Raw genomic sequence first — 19,364 nt, forward strand, 5'->3', positions numbered from 1 at the left:
TTGGCGGTCTTCCAAGCGATCTCGTGGTCCCGACGGGCGATGGCCTCGTCTCGCTGGGCAATCACCGCCATCTGCTCGCGCACCAGCGCGCGTAGCGCGTCAATGTCCGTCAGAGCAGTGAGTGCGGCCTCATCCATGCCGCCATTATGGCCGTCTAAACCAGTTTGCCCAGTGGGCTTGTGTCACATGACAAGCGTTGCCAATCCACCCCGGCGCACAGCCACGCGAACTGCATCCGGCTGAGCGAGCACAGCGACTCGTGGGTCGAGGGCAAAACAAAGCGCCCGCGATGCAGTCGGCGCATCGCCAGCCACACACCCTGGGCATCCACCACCAGCACCTTCAGGCGCGTGCCGCGACGATTGCGGAACACGAACGCCGAACCCTCCAGCGGCTCGCTGCCCAACACTTCGCGCACGTGCACCAGCAATCGATCCGCACCACAGCAAAAATCCACCGGGCCGCTGACCAGCCACCACACCCACACCGCCGGCCCGAAACCGCCTACCTTGCCGCGCCTGCTCATCGCTACGCTCCCGTGAAAGTCGGGACGCATCGCAGCAGTCAGACGGGGCAAGGGGAAGATGAGACGGGCGGACGCTTACTGAGTGCGGCCTCATCCATGCCGCCATTATGGCCGTCTAGACCAGTTTGCCCAGTGAGCTTGTGTCACATGACAAGCGTTGCCAATCCACCCCGGCGCACAGCCACGCGAACTGCATCCGGCTGAGCGAGCACAGCGACTCGTGGGTCGAGGGCAAAACAAAGCGCCCGCGATGCAGTCGGCGCATCGCCAGCCACACACCCTGGGCATCCACCACCAGCACCTTCAGGCGCGTGCCGCGACGATTGCGGAACACGAACGCCGAACCCTCCAGCGGCTCGCGGCCCAACACTTCGCGCACGTGCACCAGCAATCGATCCGCACCACTGCGAAAATCCACCGGGCCGCTGACCAGCCGCCACACCCACACCGCCGGCCCGAAACCGCCTACCTTGCCGCGCCTGCTCATCGCTACGCTCCCGTGAAAGTCGGGACGCATCGCAGCAGTCAGACGGGACAAGGGGAAGATGAGACGGGCGGACGCTTACCTTGCGCCGCCGCACCTGCAGCTTCGCTTCCTGGTACAGCCGCTCGACACGCTTGTAGTTCACGAGTATCCCTTCGTGCCTGAGCTTGAGGTAGATCATTCCGACGCCGTAGCGCTTGTGCCGGTGTGCCAGCGCCAGGATGCGCTCGCGCAGCTTGACGTTGCGGTCCGGACGCGGTGCATAGCGCAAGGCGCTGGCGCTCATGCGCACCACCGCCAGCGCCCGTCGCTCGCTTAAACCCCGATCGATCATGTGCCGCACCAGCCCGCGCCGGGCTGGCGCGGTCACCACTTTTTTCGCAAGGCGTCCTTGATGACCTCGTTCTCAAGGACCTGTTCGGCCAGGAGCTTCTTCAACCGGCCGTTCTCCGTCTCCAGCTCCTTCAGGCGCCTGGCGTCCGGCACGCTCATGCCGCCGAACTTGCTGCGCCACAGGTAATAGGAGGCCTCGCTGAAGCCGTGCTTGCGACACAGGTCCTTCACCGCCATGCCGGCCTCCGTCTCACGCAGGAAGCCGATGATCTGCTCTTCGGAAAAGCGCTTCTTCACGTCCAATCTCCTTCGGATGGGGGATTGGACTCCAAACCGTTGTGCTACTCAAAGGCGGGGGGACGTCGGGCATGCGCCACGTGCGCACGCGCCCCTATACGCCTCGCACCAATGGCAAGCCCGAACGCCAGGTGCAGGCCCGTTTGCGTGAGTGGGTGCGCGCCTACGCCAGCTCCTACGTCAACTCCGGACAGTGTGCTAGCGCCTTCATGCCTTGGCTGCGCCACTAAAAACTGGCATCGACTGCATGCCAGCCTCGACTACGACCCTGCCATTTCTCGCATCCCGCTGAACAACGCGCTGGCTTTACACAGCTAGAGTGCCTGTTCCAGCTCCGGAATGATCTTGAACAGATCCCCCACCAGCCCGATGTCCGCCACCTCGAAAATCGGTGCTTCGCCGTCCTTGTTGATGGCCACGATGGTGCCGGCGTCCTTGATGCCGGTGAGGTGCTGGATGGCGCCGGAGATGCCAATGGCCATGTACAGCTCGGGGGCGATGATCTTGCCGGTCTGGCCGACCTGCATTTCGTTGGGGCAGTAGCCGGCGTCGACGGCGGCGCGCGAGGCGCCCACGGCGGCGCCGATCTTGTCGGCGAACTTGTAGATGATGTCGAAGTTTTCCTTCGAGCCGACGCCGCGGCCGCCAGAGACGACCTTGCTGGCGCTCTGCAGGTCGGGGCGATCGCTGCTGCCCTGGTTCAGTTCCACGAAGCGGGTGTGGGTGGGCAGCGGCACGTCGATGGTCAGGACTTCGATCGGCGCGGTGTTGGCGCCGGAGGCAGCGGCCGACCACGAGGCGGTACGAATCGTGGCCACCACGGTGTGGCTGGCGTCGGCTTCGACGGTGATGATGGCGTTGCCGGCGTAGATGGGGCGCTTGAACGTGTGGGCGGCCTCGACGCTCATCACGTCGCTGACCTGGGCCACGCCGAGCAACGCGGCCACGCGCGGGGCGACGTCCTTGCCGAAGGTGGTGGAGGGCGCGAACACGTGGCTGTAGCCATCGGTGGCCTTGGCGATCTGCGGCGCCAGCACGGCGGCCAGCGGATGCGCGTTTTCCGGCCGGGTGACGGTGAGCACGCGGCTCACGCCTTCGATCTTTGTGGCTTCCGCGGCGACGGCGTCGGGGGCATCGGAAAGCACCAGCACGTCGATGGCGTCGCCCTTGATGGCGGCGGCAGCGCTGACGGCGCGCGCGGTGGAGGAGTTCAGCTTGCCGCCGAGGTGTTCGGCGATGACGAGAATCTTGCTCATGGCGGGATATTCCTTGATTGCGTTCCTGTAGGAGGGACTTCAGTCCCGACACTCCCAGGTTGTGGCGAATCAGAAGCGTCGCGGCTGAAGCCGCTCCTACAGGTTCAGGCGACGGGTTACAGCAGGCCTTTCTGCTTCAGTGCGGCGACCAGTTCGGCGGCGTCCTTCACCATCACGCCCTTGCCGCGTTTGGCCGGCGCGGCGTAATGCGTGGTCTTCAGGTGGTCATGCGCCTCGACGCCGAGTGAGTCGAACTCGATCACGTCGATCGGCTTGGACTTGGCCTTCATGATGTCGGGCAGCTTGATGAAGCGCGGCTCGTTGAGGCGCAGGTCGGTGGTGATCACAGCGGGCAGGTCGGCCTCGATCACTTCCAGGCCGGCGTCGACCTCGCGGGTCACCGTGGCCTTGCCATCGGCGATCTCCACCTTGCTGGCAAACGTGGCCTGCGGGCGATCCCACAAGGCCGCCAGCATCTGGCCGGTCTGGTTGGCATCGTCGTCGATGGCCTGCTTGCCCAGGATCACCAGGCCGGGCTGCTCTTTCTCGATCAGCTTCAGGAAGACGCGGGCGGCGGTCAGTGGCTGCACCGCGTCTTCGGTGGTCACGTGGATGGCGCGGTTGGCGCCCATCGCCAGGCCATTGCGCAAGTGCGCGGTGAGGTTGGCCGGGCCGATGCCGACCACGATCACTTCCTCGGCCACGCCCTTCTCACGCAGGCGCAGGGCCTCTTCCAGCGCGATATCGTCGAAGGGGTTGGCCGAGAGCTTGACGCCGTCGGTTACCACGCCGCTGCCATCGGGTTTGACCTGGATGCGCACGTTGTAGTCCACGACGCGCTTGTAGCCGACCAGAATTTTCATCTGCTGTTCCTTTGGATTGCAGGGCGCCGGTTTGCCGGCGCGCGATGGATCAGTCAGCCATTCTAACCCGTTAGCCCTATCCATGCGGCGACGTACGGATTGGCAGGCGTCGCTTTGTGCCTCGGGCCGGCATCCCACTTGTGGCCCCGGACGAAGCGGCGCATCGACACTGTAGAATGCATCTACCCCCGGGCTGTGGGCTGCCGGCAATGAACGTGTTTGCAACACGGCATCCGCCTAGCTTCCCGCGCCAACGAGCGACCATGACGCGACTGCGAGTTTCCATCGTCCTTTGCACCTACAACGGCGCTGCCCATCTGCAACCGCAGCTGGACAGCCTGTTGGCGCAGACGCGTCTGCCCGACGAAATCGTCATCGGTGACGACGGTTCGACCGATGCGAGCGTGGACATGCTGCAGGCGTTCGCGGTGCGGGCCCAGGATGCCGGTATCGAGGTGCAGCTGGTGCGTCATCGGGAGAACCTCGGTTACGTCGACAATTTCTCGGTTGGGCTGCGCGCGGCGCAGGGTGATGTGCTGTTCCTGTGCGACCAGGACGACGTGTGGCGAACCGACAAGCTGGCCCGGATGGCCGAATGTTTCGAGCAGGATTCGTCCCTACTGTTGTTGCACGGCGATGCACGGTTGGTGGACGACGAGGGCCATTCGCTGGGTTGCTCACTGTTCGAGGCGTTGCAGATGACGGCGCCGGAGCGGGAGGCCATCCACGACGGGCGCGCGTTCGACGTGGTCTTGCGCCGCAGCTTCGTGACCGGCGCGACGGCGGCGCTGCGACGCGACCTGGTGGCAACCGCGCTGCCGGTGGCTCCCGGCTGGATCCATGACGAGTGGCTGGCTGCGGTGGCTGCCGCGGTCGGTCGGGTCGATTTCATCGACCAACCCCTGATTGACTATCGCCAGCATGGCGCCAACCAGATCGGCATGCGCAAGCGCAACCTGGCGATGAAGTGGCGGGATCTGCTGCTGCCGCGCGGGCGCCTGCTGGCCGGCGAGGCGGAGCGTTTGCGCCTGTTGGAAGAGTATCTTGCGCGGGCGGCGTTCCATGGCAGTCGCGACCGTGCCGCGCAGGTGCGGGACAAGCGAACCCACTTCGAGCGGCGCGTGGCGATGGGCCGCCTGCCGCGCTGGCGCCGGTGGTCACCCGTGCTGCGCGAGGCACGCGGCGGCTTCTATCGCCGTTACGGTACCGGCATCCGCTCGTTGCTGAGGGATCTGCTGCGCCGTGACTGATGCGACCGTCAGCGACGTTTGCGGGGTGGTGGTGAGCTACCGCCCCGAACCGGAAGCGATCGCGCGACTGGTGGACGCGGTCGCGCCACAGGTCGGCGCGGTGGTGCTGGTCGACAACGCCAGTGATGGCGAATGGAAGCAGGCACTGGCCCGACGCCTGTCTGCACAAGGTGGCGCGCTGCTGAGCCAAGCGCACAACCTCGGCCTGGCGGCGGCGCAGAACATCGGCATCGCCTGGGCGCGCGAGCATGGCTATCGCGAGGTGTTGTTGCTGGATCAGGACAGCGAGCCGGGCGAGGGCATGGTGGCGGCGTTGCGGGGTGCCCTGCGGGAGTTGTCGGCGGTCGGCCCGGTGGCGGCTGTCGGTCCACGCTTCCACGACGCGCGGGAACATCGCGATGCGCCGTTCGTGCGCATCAGCTTTCCGCTCAATCGCAAACTGTGGTGCGATGGTTCGACGCCAACCATCGCCTGCGACTTCCTGATCAGCTCCGGCATGCTGGTTCCGCTGGCCGTGATCGACCGGGTCGGCGCGATGGATGCGGCCCTGTTCATCGACAACGTCGACCTGGAGTGGAGCTTCCGTGCGCGGGCGCAAGGCTATGCATTGCACGGCGTCTGCGCGGCGACCATGCACCATCGTCTCGGCGACGCCCGCGGCGCCCTGCCGTTCGGGCTGGGCCAGGTGGTGGTGCACGGACCCGTGCGCCTGTACTACATGATGCGCAACCGGGTGCGGCTGTACCGGATCGCGCACACGCCGCGTGCGTGGATCGCGCAGGACGTGCCGCGGGTGGCGGTCAAGCTGTTTCTATTCGGCGTGTTGATCGGACCGCGCCGACGAAACCTGCGCTGCATGCTGCGCGGGTTGCTCGACGGCATGCGCGGTCGTCAGGGCGAAGCGCCGGCCGACCTTCCTGGTTGACGACGGTTGTCGATTTCGATGGGCGTCCGCCGGCACGCGTGATGCCAGCCGATCTCGCACTCACAAGTTCTGATAATTCGGCCCCGAACCACCCTCGGGCGTGACCCAGGTGATGATCTCGTACGGGTCCTTGATGTCGCAGGTCTTGCAGTGCACGCAGTTGGCGGCGTTGATCTGCAGGCGTCGGCCGGCCTCATCGTCGACGATTTCGTAGACGTTGGCGGGGCAGAAGCGCGTGCAGGGGTTGCCGTATTCGGTGGTGCACTGGTCGATGCAGATGTTGGTATCGGCCACGTGCAGGTGGATGGGCTGGTCCTCGTCGTGTTCGGTGGCGGCGAAGTAGACGCCGGCCAGGCGGTCGCGCGGGGGCAGGGTGCGTTGCACGTAGTCGCGCTCGGGCTCCTCGTACTCGCCGAGCTTGTGCAGCGATGACCAATCTGCCTTGTTCTTCAACGTCCAGGGTGAGGCGCCACCGGTGACGGTTTCCCATGCCGCGTTGGCCATGCCGAACCACAGTCCCTTCTTGAAGCCGGGCTTCACGTTGCGCACTTTCTTAAGCTCGGCCATCACGTCGGAGGCGCGCAGGCGCGCGTCGAAACCGCGGGCATCGAGTGTTTCGGCCACATGCTCGGCGGCCAGCATGCCGCTCTTGATCGCCTGGTGCGTGCCCTTGATCTTGGGCACATTGAGCAGGCCGGCGGTGTCGCCAATGAGCAGGGCGCCGGGCATTTCCACCTTGGGCAGGGACTGGAACCCGCCGGTGGCCAGCGCGCGCGCACCGGCGGAGAGGATGTTGCCGCCTTCCAGCAGGGGCTTGATCAGCGGGTGGTGCTTCCATTGCTGGAACGCTTCCCACGGCTTGTAGTTCGGGTCGCTGTAGTCGAGGCCGCTGACGTAGCCCAGCGCGATGCGGTCGCCATCGAGGTGGTAGATGAAGCCGCCGCCATAGGTGCGCGTGTCGGCCGGCCAGCCGAAGCTGTGCACGATCTTGCCGGGCGTGGCGCGGCCGGCGGGCACCTGCCACAGCTCCTTGATGCCGATGGAATAGCCTTGCGGGTCGCTGTCCGCATCCAGCTTGAAGCGCTTGACGAGCTGCTTGGTGAGGCTGCCGCGTGCGCCTTCGGCCAGTACGGTGACCTTGGCCCTGATGTCGATGCCTTCGGTGTAGCCGGGCTTGTGCGTGCCGTCCTTCGCCACGCCCATGTCGCCGATGCGCACGCCGGCCACCGAGCCGTCATCGTTGTAGATGTTGTCGGCGGCGGCGAAGCCGGGGAAGACGTCCACGCCCAGCGCCTCGGCCTGTGGCGCCAGCCAGGCACACATCGCGCCCAGCGACACGATGAAGTTGCCGTGGTTGTGCATGCCCGGCGGCAACGGCAGCCTGCGCGCACCGGTCTTGCTGAGCAGGAAAAATTGATCCTCGCCGGCCGGCACGCAGATCGGCGGCGGATTGTCGCGCCAGCCCGGCAGCAGCGCGTCCAGCGGCTGCGGCTCGATCACGGCGCCAGACAGGATGTGTGCGCCGATGGTGGAGGCTTTCTCGATCACGCAGACGTTGACGTCGGGTTTGAGCTGCTTCAGCCGGATGGCAAACGACAATCCGGCCGGCCCCGCGCCGACCACGACGACGTCGTATTCCATGGTTTCGCGTTCGCTCATCGCGGACTCCGGCTGCAGGTAGGAATGATGGCATTGCGCCTGGGATAGGCGATACCGCCGCGTATTGTCCGGTTTCGCGTGCTGCGCGGCAACGCAGGCGGGACACACGACGGCTGCGGGTATCGTGATGTGTGCGTGAATGCGGGTCGGCGCTTGCAATCGACTTGTGTTCGATGGCGATAATCGGGGCAACGGTCTCAGGGAATGCCCATGAATCAAACGCCACCGATCGCCGATGTCGAACTGCGCCGCGCCAGTCTGTGCCAATTGCTGCATTGGCTCGCCGTCGGCAGGGTCCAGCCGCAGGCGCTGGCCGATGCCTATCTCGGCGCGATCGAGCGGATCGACCCGCAACTCAACAGTTATGTCGATGTGCGCGCCGGTTTGTTGCACGACCAGGCGCAGATGGCGGACCGCCGCCGCCGCGACGGCGTGATCGGCCGGCTCGACGGGATTCCGCTGGCGCTGAAAGACAACTTCGACGTCGCTGGCTGGCCGACCCGGGCAGGTTTGCCCGGTCGCGACGCGCCGGTGCAGGACGATGCCCACGTTACCGCCCGGCTGCGGGCCGCCGGCGCCCTGCTGATCGGCAAGACCAACATGGATGAGGGCGCGCTGGGCGCCGCCACCGACAACCCGCATTTTGGCGCCACCCACAATCCGCATCGGCATGGCTATACCGCGGGCGGTTCCTCGGGTGGTGCGGCCGCGGCTGTGGCGGCGGGCCTCGCCGTGGCGGCGGTGGCGTCCGACAGTCTGGGCTCCGTACGCATTCCCGCCAGCTATAGCGGTGTCTACGCGCTCAAGCCCACCCACGGCGAGATTTCCGCCCGCGGCATGGTGACCGCGGCGCGCCGGCTCGATGCGGTCGGCCTGCTGGCGCGCAGCGCGGACGATCTCACCGTGCTGCTGCAGGTACTGGCCGGCTACGATGCCGACGATGCGCGTTCGCGCCGGCGCCGGGTGGCGTTCGCCTTGCCGGACTGGGAGCCGGGCCACCTGCGCGTGGGCCTGTTGCCGAACCTGGCCGCCGTGGGCGTGGAGCCCGAGGTGATCGAGGTATTCGAGGCGGCCATGGCGAAATTGCCGCACGCCCTCAGCGACCGCCGCACCGTCGACTTCGCCGATTGGGATTTCGGCCGTACCCGTCGTGCCGGCCTGCTGCTGATGGAGGCCGAGATGCTGGGCACATTCGCCAGCGATCTGGCCAACGCCGCCAAGCCGGTGTCCGCGCGCTTCCGCAGCATGCTCGATTTCGCCGCCCGCAAATCCGCCGCCGACTACGCCATCGCCGACCGCGTGCTCGATGCCGCCACATTGAAGATGCGCCGCCTGTTCGCCCAGGTCGACGTGCTGGTGCTGCCCACCACGCCGCAGGGCGCCTTCCCGCTGGATGGCCCGGTGCCCGATTCCCAGGCCGACCTCACCAGCTTCGCCAGCCTGGCCGGCTGTCCGGCGGTGAGCCTGCCGATGGGCCACCTGCCCAACGGGCTGCCGGTGGGCTTGCAGCTGGTTGGCGCGCGAGGCTCGGACCTGCGGTTGCTGGAACTGGCCTCGGTGTGCGCGGCCACGCTGGATACGGCGCCGATGTATCCGGTGATTGCGTAGCGCCGGCGGAGCAGTGGCCCTTCGACTCCGCTGCGCTACGCTCAGGGTGATCGGTTGAGGGGACCCGGGTCAATTCCAGGCACGAATTCCCTCAACCGATCACCCTGAGCGTAGGCCGGAGGCCGGAGGCCGAAGTCGAAGGAGCGTCGCCGTAAGGAAGCTGTCGATATGGCGGCGCGTTATTAACATATGAAAAGACGTCTGGACGTCTATTCGTGGAATTGGCCTAAGATGAGCGCTCCGGGACGCGTATCAGTTGGGTCTGTTGGCGTGTTTCCCGTGCCACCCGATGTCGAGCTTCCCACTGATGACCATCCCCGCCGTATCGCGAACGCACCTCGACGACCTCGAGGCGGAAAGCATCTACATTTTCCGCGAGGTGATGGCCAGCTTCCAGAATCCGGTGATGCTGTATTCGATCGGCAAGGATTCGTCGGTGTTGCTGCATCTCTTGCGCAAGGCCTTTTATCCGGGCAAGTCGCCGATTCCGCTGTTGCACGTGGATACCACCTGGAAGTTCCGCGAGATGATCGCGTTCCGCAACGAGGTGGCAGCCGCGGGCGACGTGGACGTGCTGGTGCATATCAATGAGGAAGGCGTGCGCCAGGGCATTTCGCCGCTGACGCATGGCGCCACCGTGCACACCGACATCATGAAGACGCAGGCGCTGAAGCAGGCGCTGAACAAGTACAAGTTCGATGCCGCCATTGGTGGCGCGCGACGCGACGAGGAAAAGTCTCGGGCGAAGGAGCGCGTGTTCTCGTTCCGCAATGCGCAGCATCGCTGGGATCCGAAAAACCAGCGGCCCGAGCTGTGGCATACGTACAACACGCATATCCGCAAGGGCGAAAGCGTGCGGGTGTTTCCGATGTCCAACTGGACCGAGATGGATGTGTGGCTGTACATCCAGCGCGAGAACATCCCGGTGGTGCCGCTGTATTTCGCCAAGCCGCGGCCGATTGTCGAGCGCGACGGCGCGCTGATCATGGTCGATGACGAACGTTTCACCCTGCGCGAAGGCGAAACCGTGCAGATGCGCCAGGTGCGCTTTCGTACGCTGGGCTGTTACCCGCTGACCGGTGCGGTGGAGTCCTCCGCCACCACGCTGGAAAGCATCATCGAGGAGATGGCCACCTCGCGCAGCTCCGAGCGGCAGGGGCGCGTGATCGACCAGGACCCCACCGCCTCGATGGAACGCAAGAAGCAGGAGGGCTATTTCTGATGAACGCACAACCTGACATCACCATCGACATGGCCGCCGTCGCTGCCGCCACGGCGTCCAAGAGCCTGCTGCGCTTCATCACCTGCGGCAGCGTGGACGACGGCAAGAGCACCCTGCTTGGCCGCCTGCTGTACGACGCCGGCATGCTGTCGGATGACCAGCTCGACACCTTGCAGCGCGAAAGCCGGCGCAAGAACGGCGACGGCAGCGACGTGCTGGATTTCTCCCTGCTCACCGATGGCCTGGATGCCGAGCGCCAGCAGGGCATCACCATCGATGTGGCGTACCGCTATTTCCACACCGCGCGGCGCAGCCTGATTGTGGCCGATTGCCCCGGACACGAGCAGTACACCCGCAACATGGCTACCGGCGCCTCCAATGCCGAGCTGGCCGTGGTGCTGGTGGATGCGCGCAAGGGCCTGCTGCCGCAGACGCGCCGGCACACCTATATATGCGGCCTGCTCGGCATTCGGCATGTGGTACTGGCGGTGAACAAGATGGATCTCGTCGATTACGACCAGGCCACCTATGAAGGCATCGCCGCCCAGTACCGGCAGCTGGCGCAGGATCTGGGCATCACCGACGTACACTGCCTGCCGGTGGCGGCGCTCACCGGCGACAACGTGGGCAGCCGCTCGCCGCGCATGCCGTGGTATCAGGGCGAGAGCTTGCTGGAAGTGCTGGAAACGGTCGACGTGGCGACGGCACACGCCGACGATTTCCGCATGCCGGTGCAGTGGGTCAACCGGCCGGATCAATCGTTCCGCGGCTACGCGGGCACCATCAGCGGCGGCCGCGTGGCGCGTGGCGACGAGATCGTGGTGCAGCCGGGCGTGCAGCGCGCGCGCATCGAGCGCATCGTCACCGCCGATGGCGACCTGGACAGCGCGGCCGAGGGGCAGGCGGTCACGCTTTGCCTCGATCGCGAGATCGACGCCAGCCGCGGCGACGTGATCGCCGATGCGCTGCATCCGGCGCCCGTGGCGGACCAGTTCACCTGCCACCTGTTGTGGATGGGCGATACCACCTTGCTGCCCAACCGCACCTACTGGATGAAGATCGGCACCCGTACCGTCAACGCGCGGGTGATGTCGATCAAGCACAAGGTGGACGTGAACAGCCAGGCCAAGCTGGCCGCGCGCCACCTGGACCTGAACGAGGTGGGCTATTGCACGGTGGGTCTGGACGACGCCATCGCGTTCGAGGCCTATACCGCCAACCGCACGCTGGGCGGCTTCATCCTGATCGATCGGCAGAGCAACGCCACAGTTGCCTGCGGCATGCTGGATTTCGCGCTGGATCGCTCATCCAACGTGCACTGGCAGCACATGGATATCGACAAGTCCGTGCGCGCCGCCAGCAAGGGCCAGCAGCCGCTGTGCCTGTGGTTCACCGGCCTGTCCGGCGCCGGCAAATCCACCATCGCCAACCTGGTGGAACGGCGCCTGCACGTGCTGGGCTACCACACCTACCTGCTGGACGGCGACAACGTGCGCCACGGCATCAACAAGGACCTGGGCTTCACGCCCGAAGCGCGCGTCGAGAACATTCGCCGCGTGGCCGAGGTGGCGCACCTGATGGTGGACGCGGGGCTGATCGTGCTGGTCAGCGTGATCTCGCCGTACCAGAGCGAGCGCCGCTCGGCGCGCGAACTGTTCGACGGTGGCGAGTTCCTGGAAGTGTTCGTGGACACCACGCTGGCCGAGTGCGAGGCGCGCGATCCCAAGGGCCTGTACCAGAAGGCGCGTGCCGGCGAGATCCGCAACTTCACCGGCATCGACTCGCCCTACGAAAAACCCGAGGCGCCCGACATCCACCTGGTCACCGCCGGCCAGCGCGCCGAGGAACTGGCCGAACAGGTCACCCAGCAACTGCTGGCGCGGCTGAACGCTCCCGACCTCGATTGATCCGCCGGCCCCCCCTGCGGGAGTGACCTGTAGGAGCGACTTCAGTCGCGACGCTTCTGCTCTGGGCTCCGGAGCAAGAGCGTCGCGACTGAAGTCGCTCCTACAGTTGAAGCGTCGCGCGTCGGATAATCACGCCATGACGGTGACCGGATGGCAGCGGGTGGATCTGGACGCGGGCGCCGACGTGGCACTGCTGCCGCAGTGGTTGTCGGCGGAAGAAGCTGAAGCGATCTTCATCGCATTGCATACGACCATCCCCTGGGAAACCCATCGCCTGCGTTTGTTCGGTCGTGAGGTGGATGCGCCGCGCTTGAGCTGCTGGATCGGCGATCCGCACGCAAGCTACGTCTATTCCGGCACCCGCTTCGAACCGCATCCATGGCTGCCGGTGCTCGCCAGCTTGCGCGAACGCCTGCAACACGCCTGCGGCGCGCGGTTCAACAGCGTGCTGGCCAACCTCTATCGCGATGGCGGCGACTCGATGGGCTGGCACAGCGACGACGAGCCCGAGCTTGGCATCGAACCGCTGATCGCCTCATTGAGTCTCGGCGCCGAACGGCGCTTCCGGCTGCGCCGGCGCCTGCCGCGCGCGGTCAAGCCCTCGCCCGCCGATACGGTGAACCTGCTGTTGCCGCCGGGCAGCGTGCTGCGCATGGCCGGCGCCACCCAGCGGTTGTATCGGCACGACCTGCCCAAGACACGCATGGTCGTGGCTCCCCGCATCAATCTCACGTTTCGCTGGATCGAACCGCGCTGATACCGTCCATGGCGCGCCATCTGGCGGAAGTCCAGTGCCAGAGGCGCGCTTGGATTGCATGCCAGCGCTGGGGATAATGCGGCCACTCCCTTTCAAGCCGTTTCCCCATGACCGAAAAGACCGTACTCAACGCCACGCATCGCGCACTTGGCGCGCGCATGGTCGACTTCGGCGGCTGGGACATGCCGATCAACTATGGCTCGCAGATCGAGGAGCACCACGCCGTGCGCCGCGACGCCGGCATGTTCGATGTCTCGCACATGACCGTGATCGATCTCCACGGCCCGCGCACGCGCGAGTTCCTGCGCCGCCTGCTGGCCAACAACGTCGACAAGCTCAAGCTGCAGGGCAAGGCCTTGTACTCGTGCATGCTCAACGAGCGCGGCGGCGTGATCGACGACCTGATCGTGTACTTCTTCGACGAGGCGCACTTCCGTCTGGTGGTGAACGCCGGCACCCGCGCCAAGGACCTTGCATGGATCACGCAACAGGCCGGGGCGTTCCAGGTGGAGGTAAGGGAGCGTCCCGACTTCGCGATGATCGCGGTGCAGGGGCCCAACGCGCGCGACAAGGTGCTTGGCCTGCTGCACGCCATCGATCGCCCGCGCATCGAGGCGCTGGGCAAGTTCACCGCGGCGGCGGCGCAGGGTCCGCACGGCATGCCGCTGTTCATCGCGCGCACCGGTTACACCGGCGAGGACGGCTTCGAGATCATGCTGCCGAACGAACATGCCGTGGCGCTGTGGCAGGCGTTGAGCGAGGCGGGCGTCGCCCCGGCCGGGCTCGGCGCGCGCGACACGTTGCGGCTGGAGGCCGGCATGAACCTCTACGGCCAGGACATGGACGACGACGTGTCGCCGTGGGAGGCCAACCTCGGCTGGACGATCGCCCTGGACGAAGGCCGGGATTTCATCGGCCGCGCACCACTGGAAGCGATGAAGGCCGCCGGCATACCGCGCGTGATGGTTGGCCTGGTGCTGGACGAGAAGGGCGTGCTGCGCCATGGCCAGCGCGTTTTGACCGCCAACGGCGAGGGCGAAATCCTCTCCGGCAGCTTCGCTCCCACCTTGAACAAGGCGGTGGCCTTTGCGCGCATACCCGCTGGCGAGCCGGGCGAGATGCGCGTCGACATCCGCGGCCGCGAGCTGCCGGTGCGACGGGTCAAGTATCCGTTTGTCCGCGATGGCCGGCCGTGCCCCGGCATCTGACCGTTCCGCCGCGCGCATGGCACGGTTCGTACACAACGCTTGCGTCTAGAATTGCCGCCGTTACCCTGCCCAACCCTTACTGACTGGATCCGACCATGAGCGAAATACCCGGTGATCTGAAGTTCCTCAAGTCCCATGAATGGGCGCGCGTCGAAGACGATGGCCTGGTTCGCGTGGGTATCTCCGAACACGCGCAGGAGCAGCTTGGCGATCTGGTCTACGTGGAGCTGCCCGAGATCGGCGCCAGCGTCGTGGCTGGCAACGGCACGGCCGTGGTCGAGTCGGTCAAGGCGGCGTCGGACATCTATTCGCCGATCTCCGGCGAGGTGGTCGAGGTCAACGAACTTTTGAGCGACAAGCCGGAAACGATCAACGAGGACGCCTACGGCGACGGGTGGATGTTCCTGGTTCGTCCAAGCGACCGTGCCGAGCTCGATGAACTGCTCGATGCCCACGACTACGAAGCCCTGATCGAAAACGAAGATCACTGAGCGCGACGTACCCGGAACGAACGACGGCCGCTTATGCGGCCGTTTTTTTGATGCGCCGTCGGCGTCGTCGATCGATCGGGATGCGCGCGACGCGACTGGCGAAGGCGCGTCGCCCTCCACCTTCGACCCGCCGCGCCAGCCGTTTCATCGCGCTTTCATCACGCTCGAAGCCGGGAAGCGAAAATTTTTTTGGTCCGCCATCGGTGTTGCGGCGACCGTTCGGTGGCGTTCCGTTCATGTGCGAATTGCCGCAAAAGGCGCTTGCCAGTCGTGCGCGTTGCAACGACAGGCGTGACACGCAAATTTCGTTTCCTACGCGTTATTGCGCGTATCCAGCGCGATAATGCGATGTTTGTCCATTTCGGTGAAAAATCGTATGGCCGTATAGACGTCCATAAGCCAATGGTCGACATGGCGTGGCGATCCTTGCTGCAGCGGGTTTTCGGCGCCCGCAGGTGCCTTTCAACGGGACGGATTCCATGCCTAAAATCCATTGACAGGTGAAATCTTCGGGGCTAGCTTTCGCATCAGATAACGGGGAACGTTGCCATGGCGACAACAAAATTTATCAAGCCTTATGTAGAGCACGGCGAGAAGGCGGCAGCGGTACGCAAGATCACCGTCTCGATTCCGCTGCATGTACTGCACAAGCTTTCCGATCTGCGCACGTATCGGCAGGTCAACAATCTCCGGCACGCTACCAACAGCGACTTGTTGGTCGAAGCGTTCCTTCACGCTTTTACTGGGCAACCACTGCCAACTGATGAGGAGCTGAGACGAACCATGGCCACTGCCAAGAAACCTGCTGCAAAGAAACCGGCCGCCAAGAAGGCTGCCAAGAAAACCACCGCGAAGAAGGTTGCTGCCAAGAAGCCGGTAGCCAAGAAGCCGGTCGCGAAGAAGTCCGCTGCCAAGAAGGTTGCCGCGAAGAAGGCGGCTCCGAAGAAAGCCGCCGCCAAGAAACCGGCGGCCGCCAAAAAAGCCGCCGTGAAGAAAGTGGCGGTCAAGAAGGTCGCCGCGAAGAAGGCTGCGCCGAAGAAGGCCGCCGCCAAGAAGGCTGCACCGGCTCGGGTGGTCAAGGCCACCAGGACCGCCAAGGCAAAAACGTCCAAGAAATAAGCGTCCAAGAAACAAGCTGTACGTTGTCATTTCTTCGTTGATTCCTCTCCCCGCGGTGCCCAGCGCGGGGAGAGCACTTCGAAAGCCTTCGTCCCGGCCTGGCCGGGACGCTTCGTTTCCGGCTCCCGGTTTTGCGTGTTGCGGGCCAGTTTCCGCGATGATGTTTGTCCTCCGGCTGGCCGTGAAGTGCGGGGTGCCGGAAGGCCGCCACTGTCTCCGCCGGCGCCGCCGTTACACGCATAAACGATGCGTCGACCGCTGATTTGCCGTGTCGCTTCGTTTGGGGTTACCTTGTCGCTCATCCGCGCTGCGGCCTGTCAGGGGACCGGTCGCTCCTGGATCAACAGGGGGAAAAAGCGCGGGTATCTATCGACACTCAGCGAGAGACTATGGATACCCGAAATACACTTCATGCGCGCCGCCGTTCGCGAGGCGCGTTCAGGCCCATGGCCATTGCCGTTCTGGTTGTCATCGGTTTGCTGGCGATCGCCGCATGGTTCCTGATCGTGCGTCCCTACCAGGCGCAGGTGCTGGCCGATGCCGGCGGTCATCCGTCCACGCCGGTGGCAACCACCGCTTCCAACGCCGCGCCACCACCGGCCAACGTGCAGGCGATGGGCACCAGCGAACTCCTTTCCGAAGCGGGCAAGGCGGTGAGGGAGCAGCGGCTGCTGGCGCCGGCGGGCAACAACGCATTCGAGTTCTACCTGCGCGTGCTCGAAAAGCAGCCTGGCAATCCGGTGGCGACCGATGCGTTGCGCGAAACGTTTCCGTTCGCTGCCACGTCGGCCGAACAGGTCATCAATCGAAGCGACTTCAGCGAAGCGCAGCGGCAGATCGACCTGCTCGCCAAGGCCGACCCGACCAATTTCACGCTGACCATCCTGCGCTCCAAACTCGACGCGCAGCGCAAGGTGCTGGACAAGCAACAGCAACTGGCGCTCGACCAGCAGAAGGCGCAGGAGCTTGCGCAGCAGAAGGCGGCGGCGGACAAGCTGGCGGCCGAACAGCAGGCGGCGCAGGCCGCGCAGGCGGCTGCCCAGCCGAAGTCGCAGCAGGCCGCGGCGCCGCAGAAGGCCGTGGCGGCTGACACGGCTCCGGCTCCCAGCACGCAAGCGAATGACGTCATCACCGATGCCGTGCTGGTGAAGGGCGCGACGGCGCGTTATCCGCCATCGGCCATGCGTGCGCAGCAGGAGGGTTGGGTCGTGGTGTCTTTCATGATCGACCCCGACGGCAGGACCAGCCACATCGACGTGGTGGATTCCGAACCCCGTCGCGTCTTCGACCGCGCCGCGATCGAAGCCGTGAGCCGTTACCAGTTCACCCCGGCGAAGAGGGGCGGCGTGCCGACGGCCAGCAAGCAGCAGCAGCGGATCGAGTTCAAGTTGCGCTGAGCGGATCCGGGCATGCGGGCTTGCGGAGCCTGCATGCCCGTCAGCCCTCGCTCACCGGTTTGCTTCAATGACGCGTGGACTTGCGGTGCCGCCCGGCTTTCTTGTGTTTCGGCGCCGCCTTGCGCGCCGGGCGCGAGCGCGGCGGTGCGTGTTCGAGCCCGGCCCAGTCGACATGCGGCAACCCGAGGAAGCCGTCGAACACCATCGGCATCAGGCCGCTGGGCGTGGGGCCGGTGGAATTCCACAAAGTGACCACGCCGACCTGGTACTTGGGGAAGAAGCCGATCATGGTGCGGTAGCCGGCCACTGCGCCGGCATGGTAGATCAGCGTTTCGCCGCCGTAGTCGTACACGCGCCAGCCCAGCGCGTAATGCGCCGCGGTGAGCCGGCCGCGACGCCACGGTGAAGCATGCAGTTCACTCGGGGTGGTCACGCCGGGGGCGTGCAATATCTTGAGCAGGGCAGGAGGCAGCACGTCGGGACGGCCGCCCATCTGGGCGATGAGCCATTTTTCCATGTCGCGCAGGCTGGCGTTGACACCGGCGGCCGGCGCCACGCGGTAATAGGTTTCGTTGGGCTTGAACGGAATCCAGCCGCGGCTGCTGGCGTGGTGCGGGCGCGCCCAGCTCTTGCTGGTTTCCAGCGCCGCCAGGCCGTAGCTGGCGGTGGTCATGCCCAGCGGATAGAACAACCGCTTGTCGACCAGGTGGTAGAAAAAGTCGCCGGTGCGCGCGAACAGCACGTCGCTGATCATGCCGAACGCCACGTTCTGGTAGCCGTAGCACTGGCCCATGCCGCAGGTCATGTCGACTTCGTCCAGCTTGCGTACCAGCTCCTGGTACGACACGTCGCCTTCGAGGAGGTTGTCATAGGTGTTGCGCGGCAAGCCAAGGCGCTGTCCCAGGATGTCGCCTACCGTGGCCTGGCTGGAAGCGTGCGCATCCTTCAGTTTGAAATATGGCAGCACGTCGATGAGGCGGGTGTCCCAGCCGAGCTTGCCGTCGTCCACCAGCAAGCCGGTGATGGCGGTGGCGAATGCCTTGGACAAGGACGCGAGGCGAAAGACGGTCTTCGGCGTCACCGGCTCCCTGGTCGCGGCGTCGGCGTAGCCGACGGTCTGCTCGAACACCACCTTGTCGCCGATCACCACGGCGGTGGCCAGGCCGGCCACGGCATCACGCTCGCCCAGCGTCTTCAACCATTGGCGGTAGTTGTCGAGCGTGGCCTTGATGCGCTCCGGCGGCAGCTTCTGCACGCCTTGCGCGGGGGTGGCCGGAGCCGGTGCGGCGGAGGTGGCGTTGCTGGCGCGAACGGGCGTGCAAGCCAGCGAGAACGCGCCGGCAGCGACCAAAAATATCTTTCGAAACGACATGTTATTCTGATTTCGTTGCGGCGCGGGCACGTGCTTGGGGAGAGGAGGCGATACCGATGGGCCTGATCATTCTTCTGGTGCTGATCGTTTTGATTGTCTTGTACTTCGTGGCGATCTACAACGGACTGGTGACCGCGCGCAACAATTACAAGAACGCTTTTGCGCAGATCGACGTGCAGCTTACGCGTCGCCACGATCTCATTCCCAACCTCGTGGAAACGGCCAAGGGCTACCTCGCCCACGAACGCGGCACGCTCGAGGCCGTGGTGCAGGCGCGCAATGCGGCCGTGAGCGGCCTGGCCGGCGCCAAGGCCAACCCCGGCGACCCTGCCGCGATGCAGCAGTTGGCCGGCAGCGAGAACGCGCTGACGCAAACCCTGGGGCATCTGTTCGCGCTGCAGGAAGCGTATCCGGACCTGAAGGCCAACCAGACGATGATGCAGCTGTCCGAGGAGCTCACCTCCACGGAAAACCGCGTGGCGTTTGCGCGACAGGCCTATAACGATTCGGTGCTCGGCTACAACAACAAGCGCGAAGTGTTTCCCTCGTCGCTGGTGGCGAACCGTTTCGGTTTCGTGGCGGCCGAGTCGCTGAAGATCGAGGACCCGGCCGTGCGCGAGGTGCCGAAGGTTTCCTTCGGCTGATCGTCACCACGCTGCGGCATTCCGTGGCGCGCGTCGAACGGAGCAT

General features: G+C 65.4%; 18 protein-coding genes and 1 pseudogene. 11 read left to right on the plus strand and 8 right to left on the minus strand.

The genetic code is table 11. The features are described 5' to 3' along the window. Positions 1-154: 154 nt before the first annotated feature. From tnpB (ABD017_RS00005) to ABD017_RS00025, 5 genes and pseudogenes are all read right to left on the minus strand, one after another. Entirely contained in the window at positions 155-526 is a 372-nt protein-coding gene (gene tnpB / locus ABD017_RS00005; protein WP_343878945.1) for an IS66 family insertion sequence element accessory protein TnpB, read from the minus strand. A 115-nt stretch (positions 527-641) separates the two neighbouring features. Beyond that, positions 642-1,013, minus strand: a complete 372-nt coding sequence (tnpB, locus tag ABD017_RS00010) for an IS66 family insertion sequence element accessory protein TnpB (RefSeq protein ID WP_343878947.1) — start codon at positions 1,011-1,013, stop codon at positions 642-644. Between the two features lie 70 nt (positions 1,014-1,083). Continuing rightward, positions 1,084-1,580, minus strand: a pseudogene (locus ABD017_RS00015) (transposase); the annotation flags it as partial. Between the two features lie 374 nt (positions 1,581-1,954). Next, positions 1,955-2,896 carry an electron transfer flavoprotein subunit alpha/FixB family protein gene (locus ABD017_RS00020; RefSeq protein ID WP_343878949.1) on the minus strand — a complete coding sequence of 314 codons (942 nt, stop codon included), beginning with the start codon at positions 2,894-2,896 and terminating at the stop codon, positions 1,955-1,957. 116 nt (positions 2,897-3,012) lie between these two features. Next, complete coding sequence (locus tag ABD017_RS00025; RefSeq protein WP_343878951.1) at positions 3,013-3,759, minus strand: electron transfer flavoprotein subunit beta/FixA family protein; 747 nt, start codon at positions 3,757-3,759, stop codon at positions 3,013-3,015. A 263-nt stretch (positions 3,760-4,022) separates the two neighbouring features. On the opposite strand from ABD017_RS00025, the gene ABD017_RS00030 reads away from it, so the two are divergent. Both ABD017_RS00030 and ABD017_RS00035 read left to right on the plus strand, forming a co-directional pair. Continuing rightward, positions 4,023-5,009 carry a glycosyltransferase family 2 protein gene (locus ABD017_RS00030; protein WP_343878953.1) on the plus strand — a complete coding sequence of 329 codons (987 nt, stop codon included), beginning with the start codon at positions 4,023-4,025 and terminating at the stop codon, positions 5,007-5,009. Further along, positions 5,002-5,934: a glycosyltransferase family 2 protein gene (locus ABD017_RS00035; RefSeq protein ID WP_343878955.1), complete on the plus strand. Its 933-nt coding sequence runs from the start codon at positions 5,002-5,004 to the stop codon at positions 5,932-5,934. Before ABD017_RS00030 ends, ABD017_RS00035 begins: the two co-directional genes overlap by 8 nt. Positions 5,935-5,994: 60 nt before the next feature. On the opposite strand, the gene ABD017_RS00040 is transcribed toward ABD017_RS00035, so the two are convergent. Then, a complete protein-coding gene (locus tag ABD017_RS00040) occupies positions 5,995-7,593 on the minus strand; it encodes an electron transfer flavoprotein-ubiquinone oxidoreductase (protein ID WP_343878957.1) in 1,599 nt (532 codons plus the stop codon). A 210-nt stretch (positions 7,594-7,803) separates the two neighbouring features. Between ABD017_RS00040 and ABD017_RS00045 the strand changes: the two genes are divergently transcribed. From ABD017_RS00045 to gcvH, 6 genes are all read left to right on the plus strand, one after another. Then, entirely contained in the window at positions 7,804-9,201 is a 1,398-nt protein-coding gene (locus tag ABD017_RS00045) for an amidase (protein WP_343878959.1), read from the plus strand. A 307-nt stretch (positions 9,202-9,508) separates the two neighbouring features. After that, entirely contained in the window at positions 9,509-10,423 is a 915-nt protein-coding gene (cysD, locus tag ABD017_RS00050; protein ID WP_343878961.1) for a sulfate adenylyltransferase subunit CysD, read from the plus strand. Further along, positions 10,423-12,330: a sulfate adenylyltransferase subunit CysN gene (gene cysN, locus ABD017_RS00055; protein ID WP_343878963.1), complete on the plus strand. Its 1,908-nt coding sequence runs from the start codon at positions 10,423-10,425 to the stop codon at positions 12,328-12,330. Before cysD ends, cysN begins: the two co-directional genes overlap by 1 nt. A gap of 136 nt (positions 12,331-12,466) precedes the next feature. Next, positions 12,467-13,087: an alpha-ketoglutarate-dependent dioxygenase AlkB family protein gene (locus tag ABD017_RS00060; protein WP_343878965.1), complete on the plus strand. Its 621-nt coding sequence runs from the start codon at positions 12,467-12,469 to the stop codon at positions 13,085-13,087. A gap of 107 nt (positions 13,088-13,194) precedes the next feature. After that, positions 13,195-14,295, plus strand: coding sequence for a glycine cleavage system aminomethyltransferase GcvT (gcvT, locus tag ABD017_RS00065; RefSeq protein WP_343878967.1), 1,101 nt, complete (start codon positions 13,195-13,197; stop codon positions 14,293-14,295). Positions 14,296-14,390: 95 nt separating this feature from the next. Further along, a complete protein-coding gene (gene gcvH / locus ABD017_RS00070) occupies positions 14,391-14,786 on the plus strand; it encodes a glycine cleavage system protein GcvH (RefSeq protein ID WP_343878969.1) in 396 nt (131 codons plus the stop codon). Between the two features lie 31 nt (positions 14,787-14,817). On the opposite strand, the gene ABD017_RS00075 is transcribed toward gcvH, so the two are convergent. Then, entirely contained in the window at positions 14,818-15,084 is a 267-nt protein-coding gene (locus tag ABD017_RS00075; protein WP_343878971.1) for a hypothetical protein, read from the minus strand. Between the two features lie 251 nt (positions 15,085-15,335). Here ABD017_RS00075 and metJ point away from each other — a divergent pair, with 251 nt between their 5' ends. Together metJ and ABD017_RS00085 are read left to right on the plus strand one after the other, a co-directional pair. Next, on the plus strand, positions 15,336-15,905 hold the full coding sequence (metJ, locus tag ABD017_RS16750; RefSeq protein ID WP_425543634.1) for a met regulon transcriptional regulator MetJ: 570 nt from the start codon (positions 15,336-15,338) through the stop codon (positions 15,903-15,905). Positions 15,906-16,351: 446 nt separating this feature from the next. Next, positions 16,352-17,302 carry an energy transducer TonB gene (locus ABD017_RS00085; RefSeq protein WP_343878973.1) on the plus strand — a complete coding sequence of 317 codons (951 nt, stop codon included), beginning with the start codon at positions 16,352-16,354 and terminating at the stop codon, positions 17,300-17,302. Positions 17,303-17,366: 64 nt separating this feature from the next. Here ABD017_RS00085 and ABD017_RS00090 read toward each other — a convergent pair whose 3' ends face one another. Further along, positions 17,367-18,674 carry a serine hydrolase domain-containing protein gene (locus ABD017_RS00090; RefSeq protein ID WP_343878975.1) on the minus strand — a complete coding sequence of 436 codons (1,308 nt, stop codon included), beginning with the start codon at positions 18,672-18,674 and terminating at the stop codon, positions 17,367-17,369. A gap of 56 nt (positions 18,675-18,730) precedes the next feature. Here ABD017_RS00090 and ABD017_RS00095 point away from each other — a divergent pair, with 56 nt between their 5' ends. Then, positions 18,731-19,318, plus strand: coding sequence for a LemA family protein (locus ABD017_RS00095; protein ID WP_343878977.1), 588 nt, complete (start codon positions 18,731-18,733; stop codon positions 19,316-19,318). Positions 19,319-19,364: the final 46 nt, after the last annotated feature.

Origin of the sequence: Rhodanobacter caeni (assembly GCF_039523575.1) — a bacterium.
Taxonomy (GTDB): Bacteria; Pseudomonadota; Gammaproteobacteria; order Xanthomonadales; family Rhodanobacteraceae; genus Rhodanobacter; species Rhodanobacter caeni.

Excerpts from the sequence above, each read along its gene's own strand:
- tnpB (WP_343878945.1), bottom strand. The coding sequence starts at position 526 with ATGAGCAGGCGCGGCAAGGTAGGCGGTTTCGGGCCGGCGGTGTGGGTG.
- tnpB (WP_343878947.1), bottom strand. The coding sequence starts at position 1,013 with ATGAGCAGGCGCGGCAAGGTAGGCGGTTTCGGGCCGGCGGTGTGGGTG.
- ABD017_RS00020 (WP_343878949.1), bottom strand. The coding sequence starts at position 2,896 with ATGAGCAAGATTCTCGTCATCGCCGAACACCTCGGCGGCAAGCTGAAC.
- ABD017_RS00025 (WP_343878951.1), bottom strand. The coding sequence starts at position 3,759 with ATGAAAATTCTGGTCGGCTACAAGCGCGTCGTGGACTACAACGTGCGC.
- ABD017_RS00030 (WP_343878953.1), top strand. The coding sequence starts at position 4,023 with ATGACGCGACTGCGAGTTTCCATCGTCCTTTGCACCTACAACGGCGCT.
- ABD017_RS00040 (WP_343878957.1), bottom strand. The coding sequence starts at position 7,593 with ATGAGCGAACGCGAAACCATGGAATACGACGTCGTCGTGGTCGGCGCG.
- ABD017_RS00045 (WP_343878959.1), top strand. The coding sequence starts at position 7,804 with ATGAATCAAACGCCACCGATCGCCGATGTCGAACTGCGCCGCGCCAGT.
- cysD (WP_343878961.1), top strand. The coding sequence starts at position 9,509 with ATGACCATCCCCGCCGTATCGCGAACGCACCTCGACGACCTCGAGGCG.
- cysN (WP_343878963.1), top strand. The coding sequence starts at position 10,423 with ATGAACGCACAACCTGACATCACCATCGACATGGCCGCCGTCGCTGCC.
- ABD017_RS00060 (WP_343878965.1), top strand. The coding sequence starts at position 12,467 with ATGACGGTGACCGGATGGCAGCGGGTGGATCTGGACGCGGGCGCCGAC.
- gcvT (WP_343878967.1), top strand. The coding sequence starts at position 13,195 with ATGACCGAAAAGACCGTACTCAACGCCACGCATCGCGCACTTGGCGCG.
- gcvH (WP_343878969.1), top strand. The coding sequence starts at position 14,391 with ATGAGCGAAATACCCGGTGATCTGAAGTTCCTCAAGTCCCATGAATGG.
- metJ (WP_425543634.1), top strand. The coding sequence starts at position 15,336 with ATGGCGACAACAAAATTTATCAAGCCTTATGTAGAGCACGGCGAGAAG.
- ABD017_RS00085 (WP_343878973.1), top strand. The coding sequence starts at position 16,352 with ATGGCCATTGCCGTTCTGGTTGTCATCGGTTTGCTGGCGATCGCCGCA.
- ABD017_RS00090 (WP_343878975.1), bottom strand. The coding sequence starts at position 18,674 with ATGTCGTTTCGAAAGATATTTTTGGTCGCTGCCGGCGCGTTCTCGCTG.
- ABD017_RS00095 (WP_343878977.1), top strand. The coding sequence starts at position 18,731 with ATGGGCCTGATCATTCTTCTGGTGCTGATCGTTTTGATTGTCTTGTAC.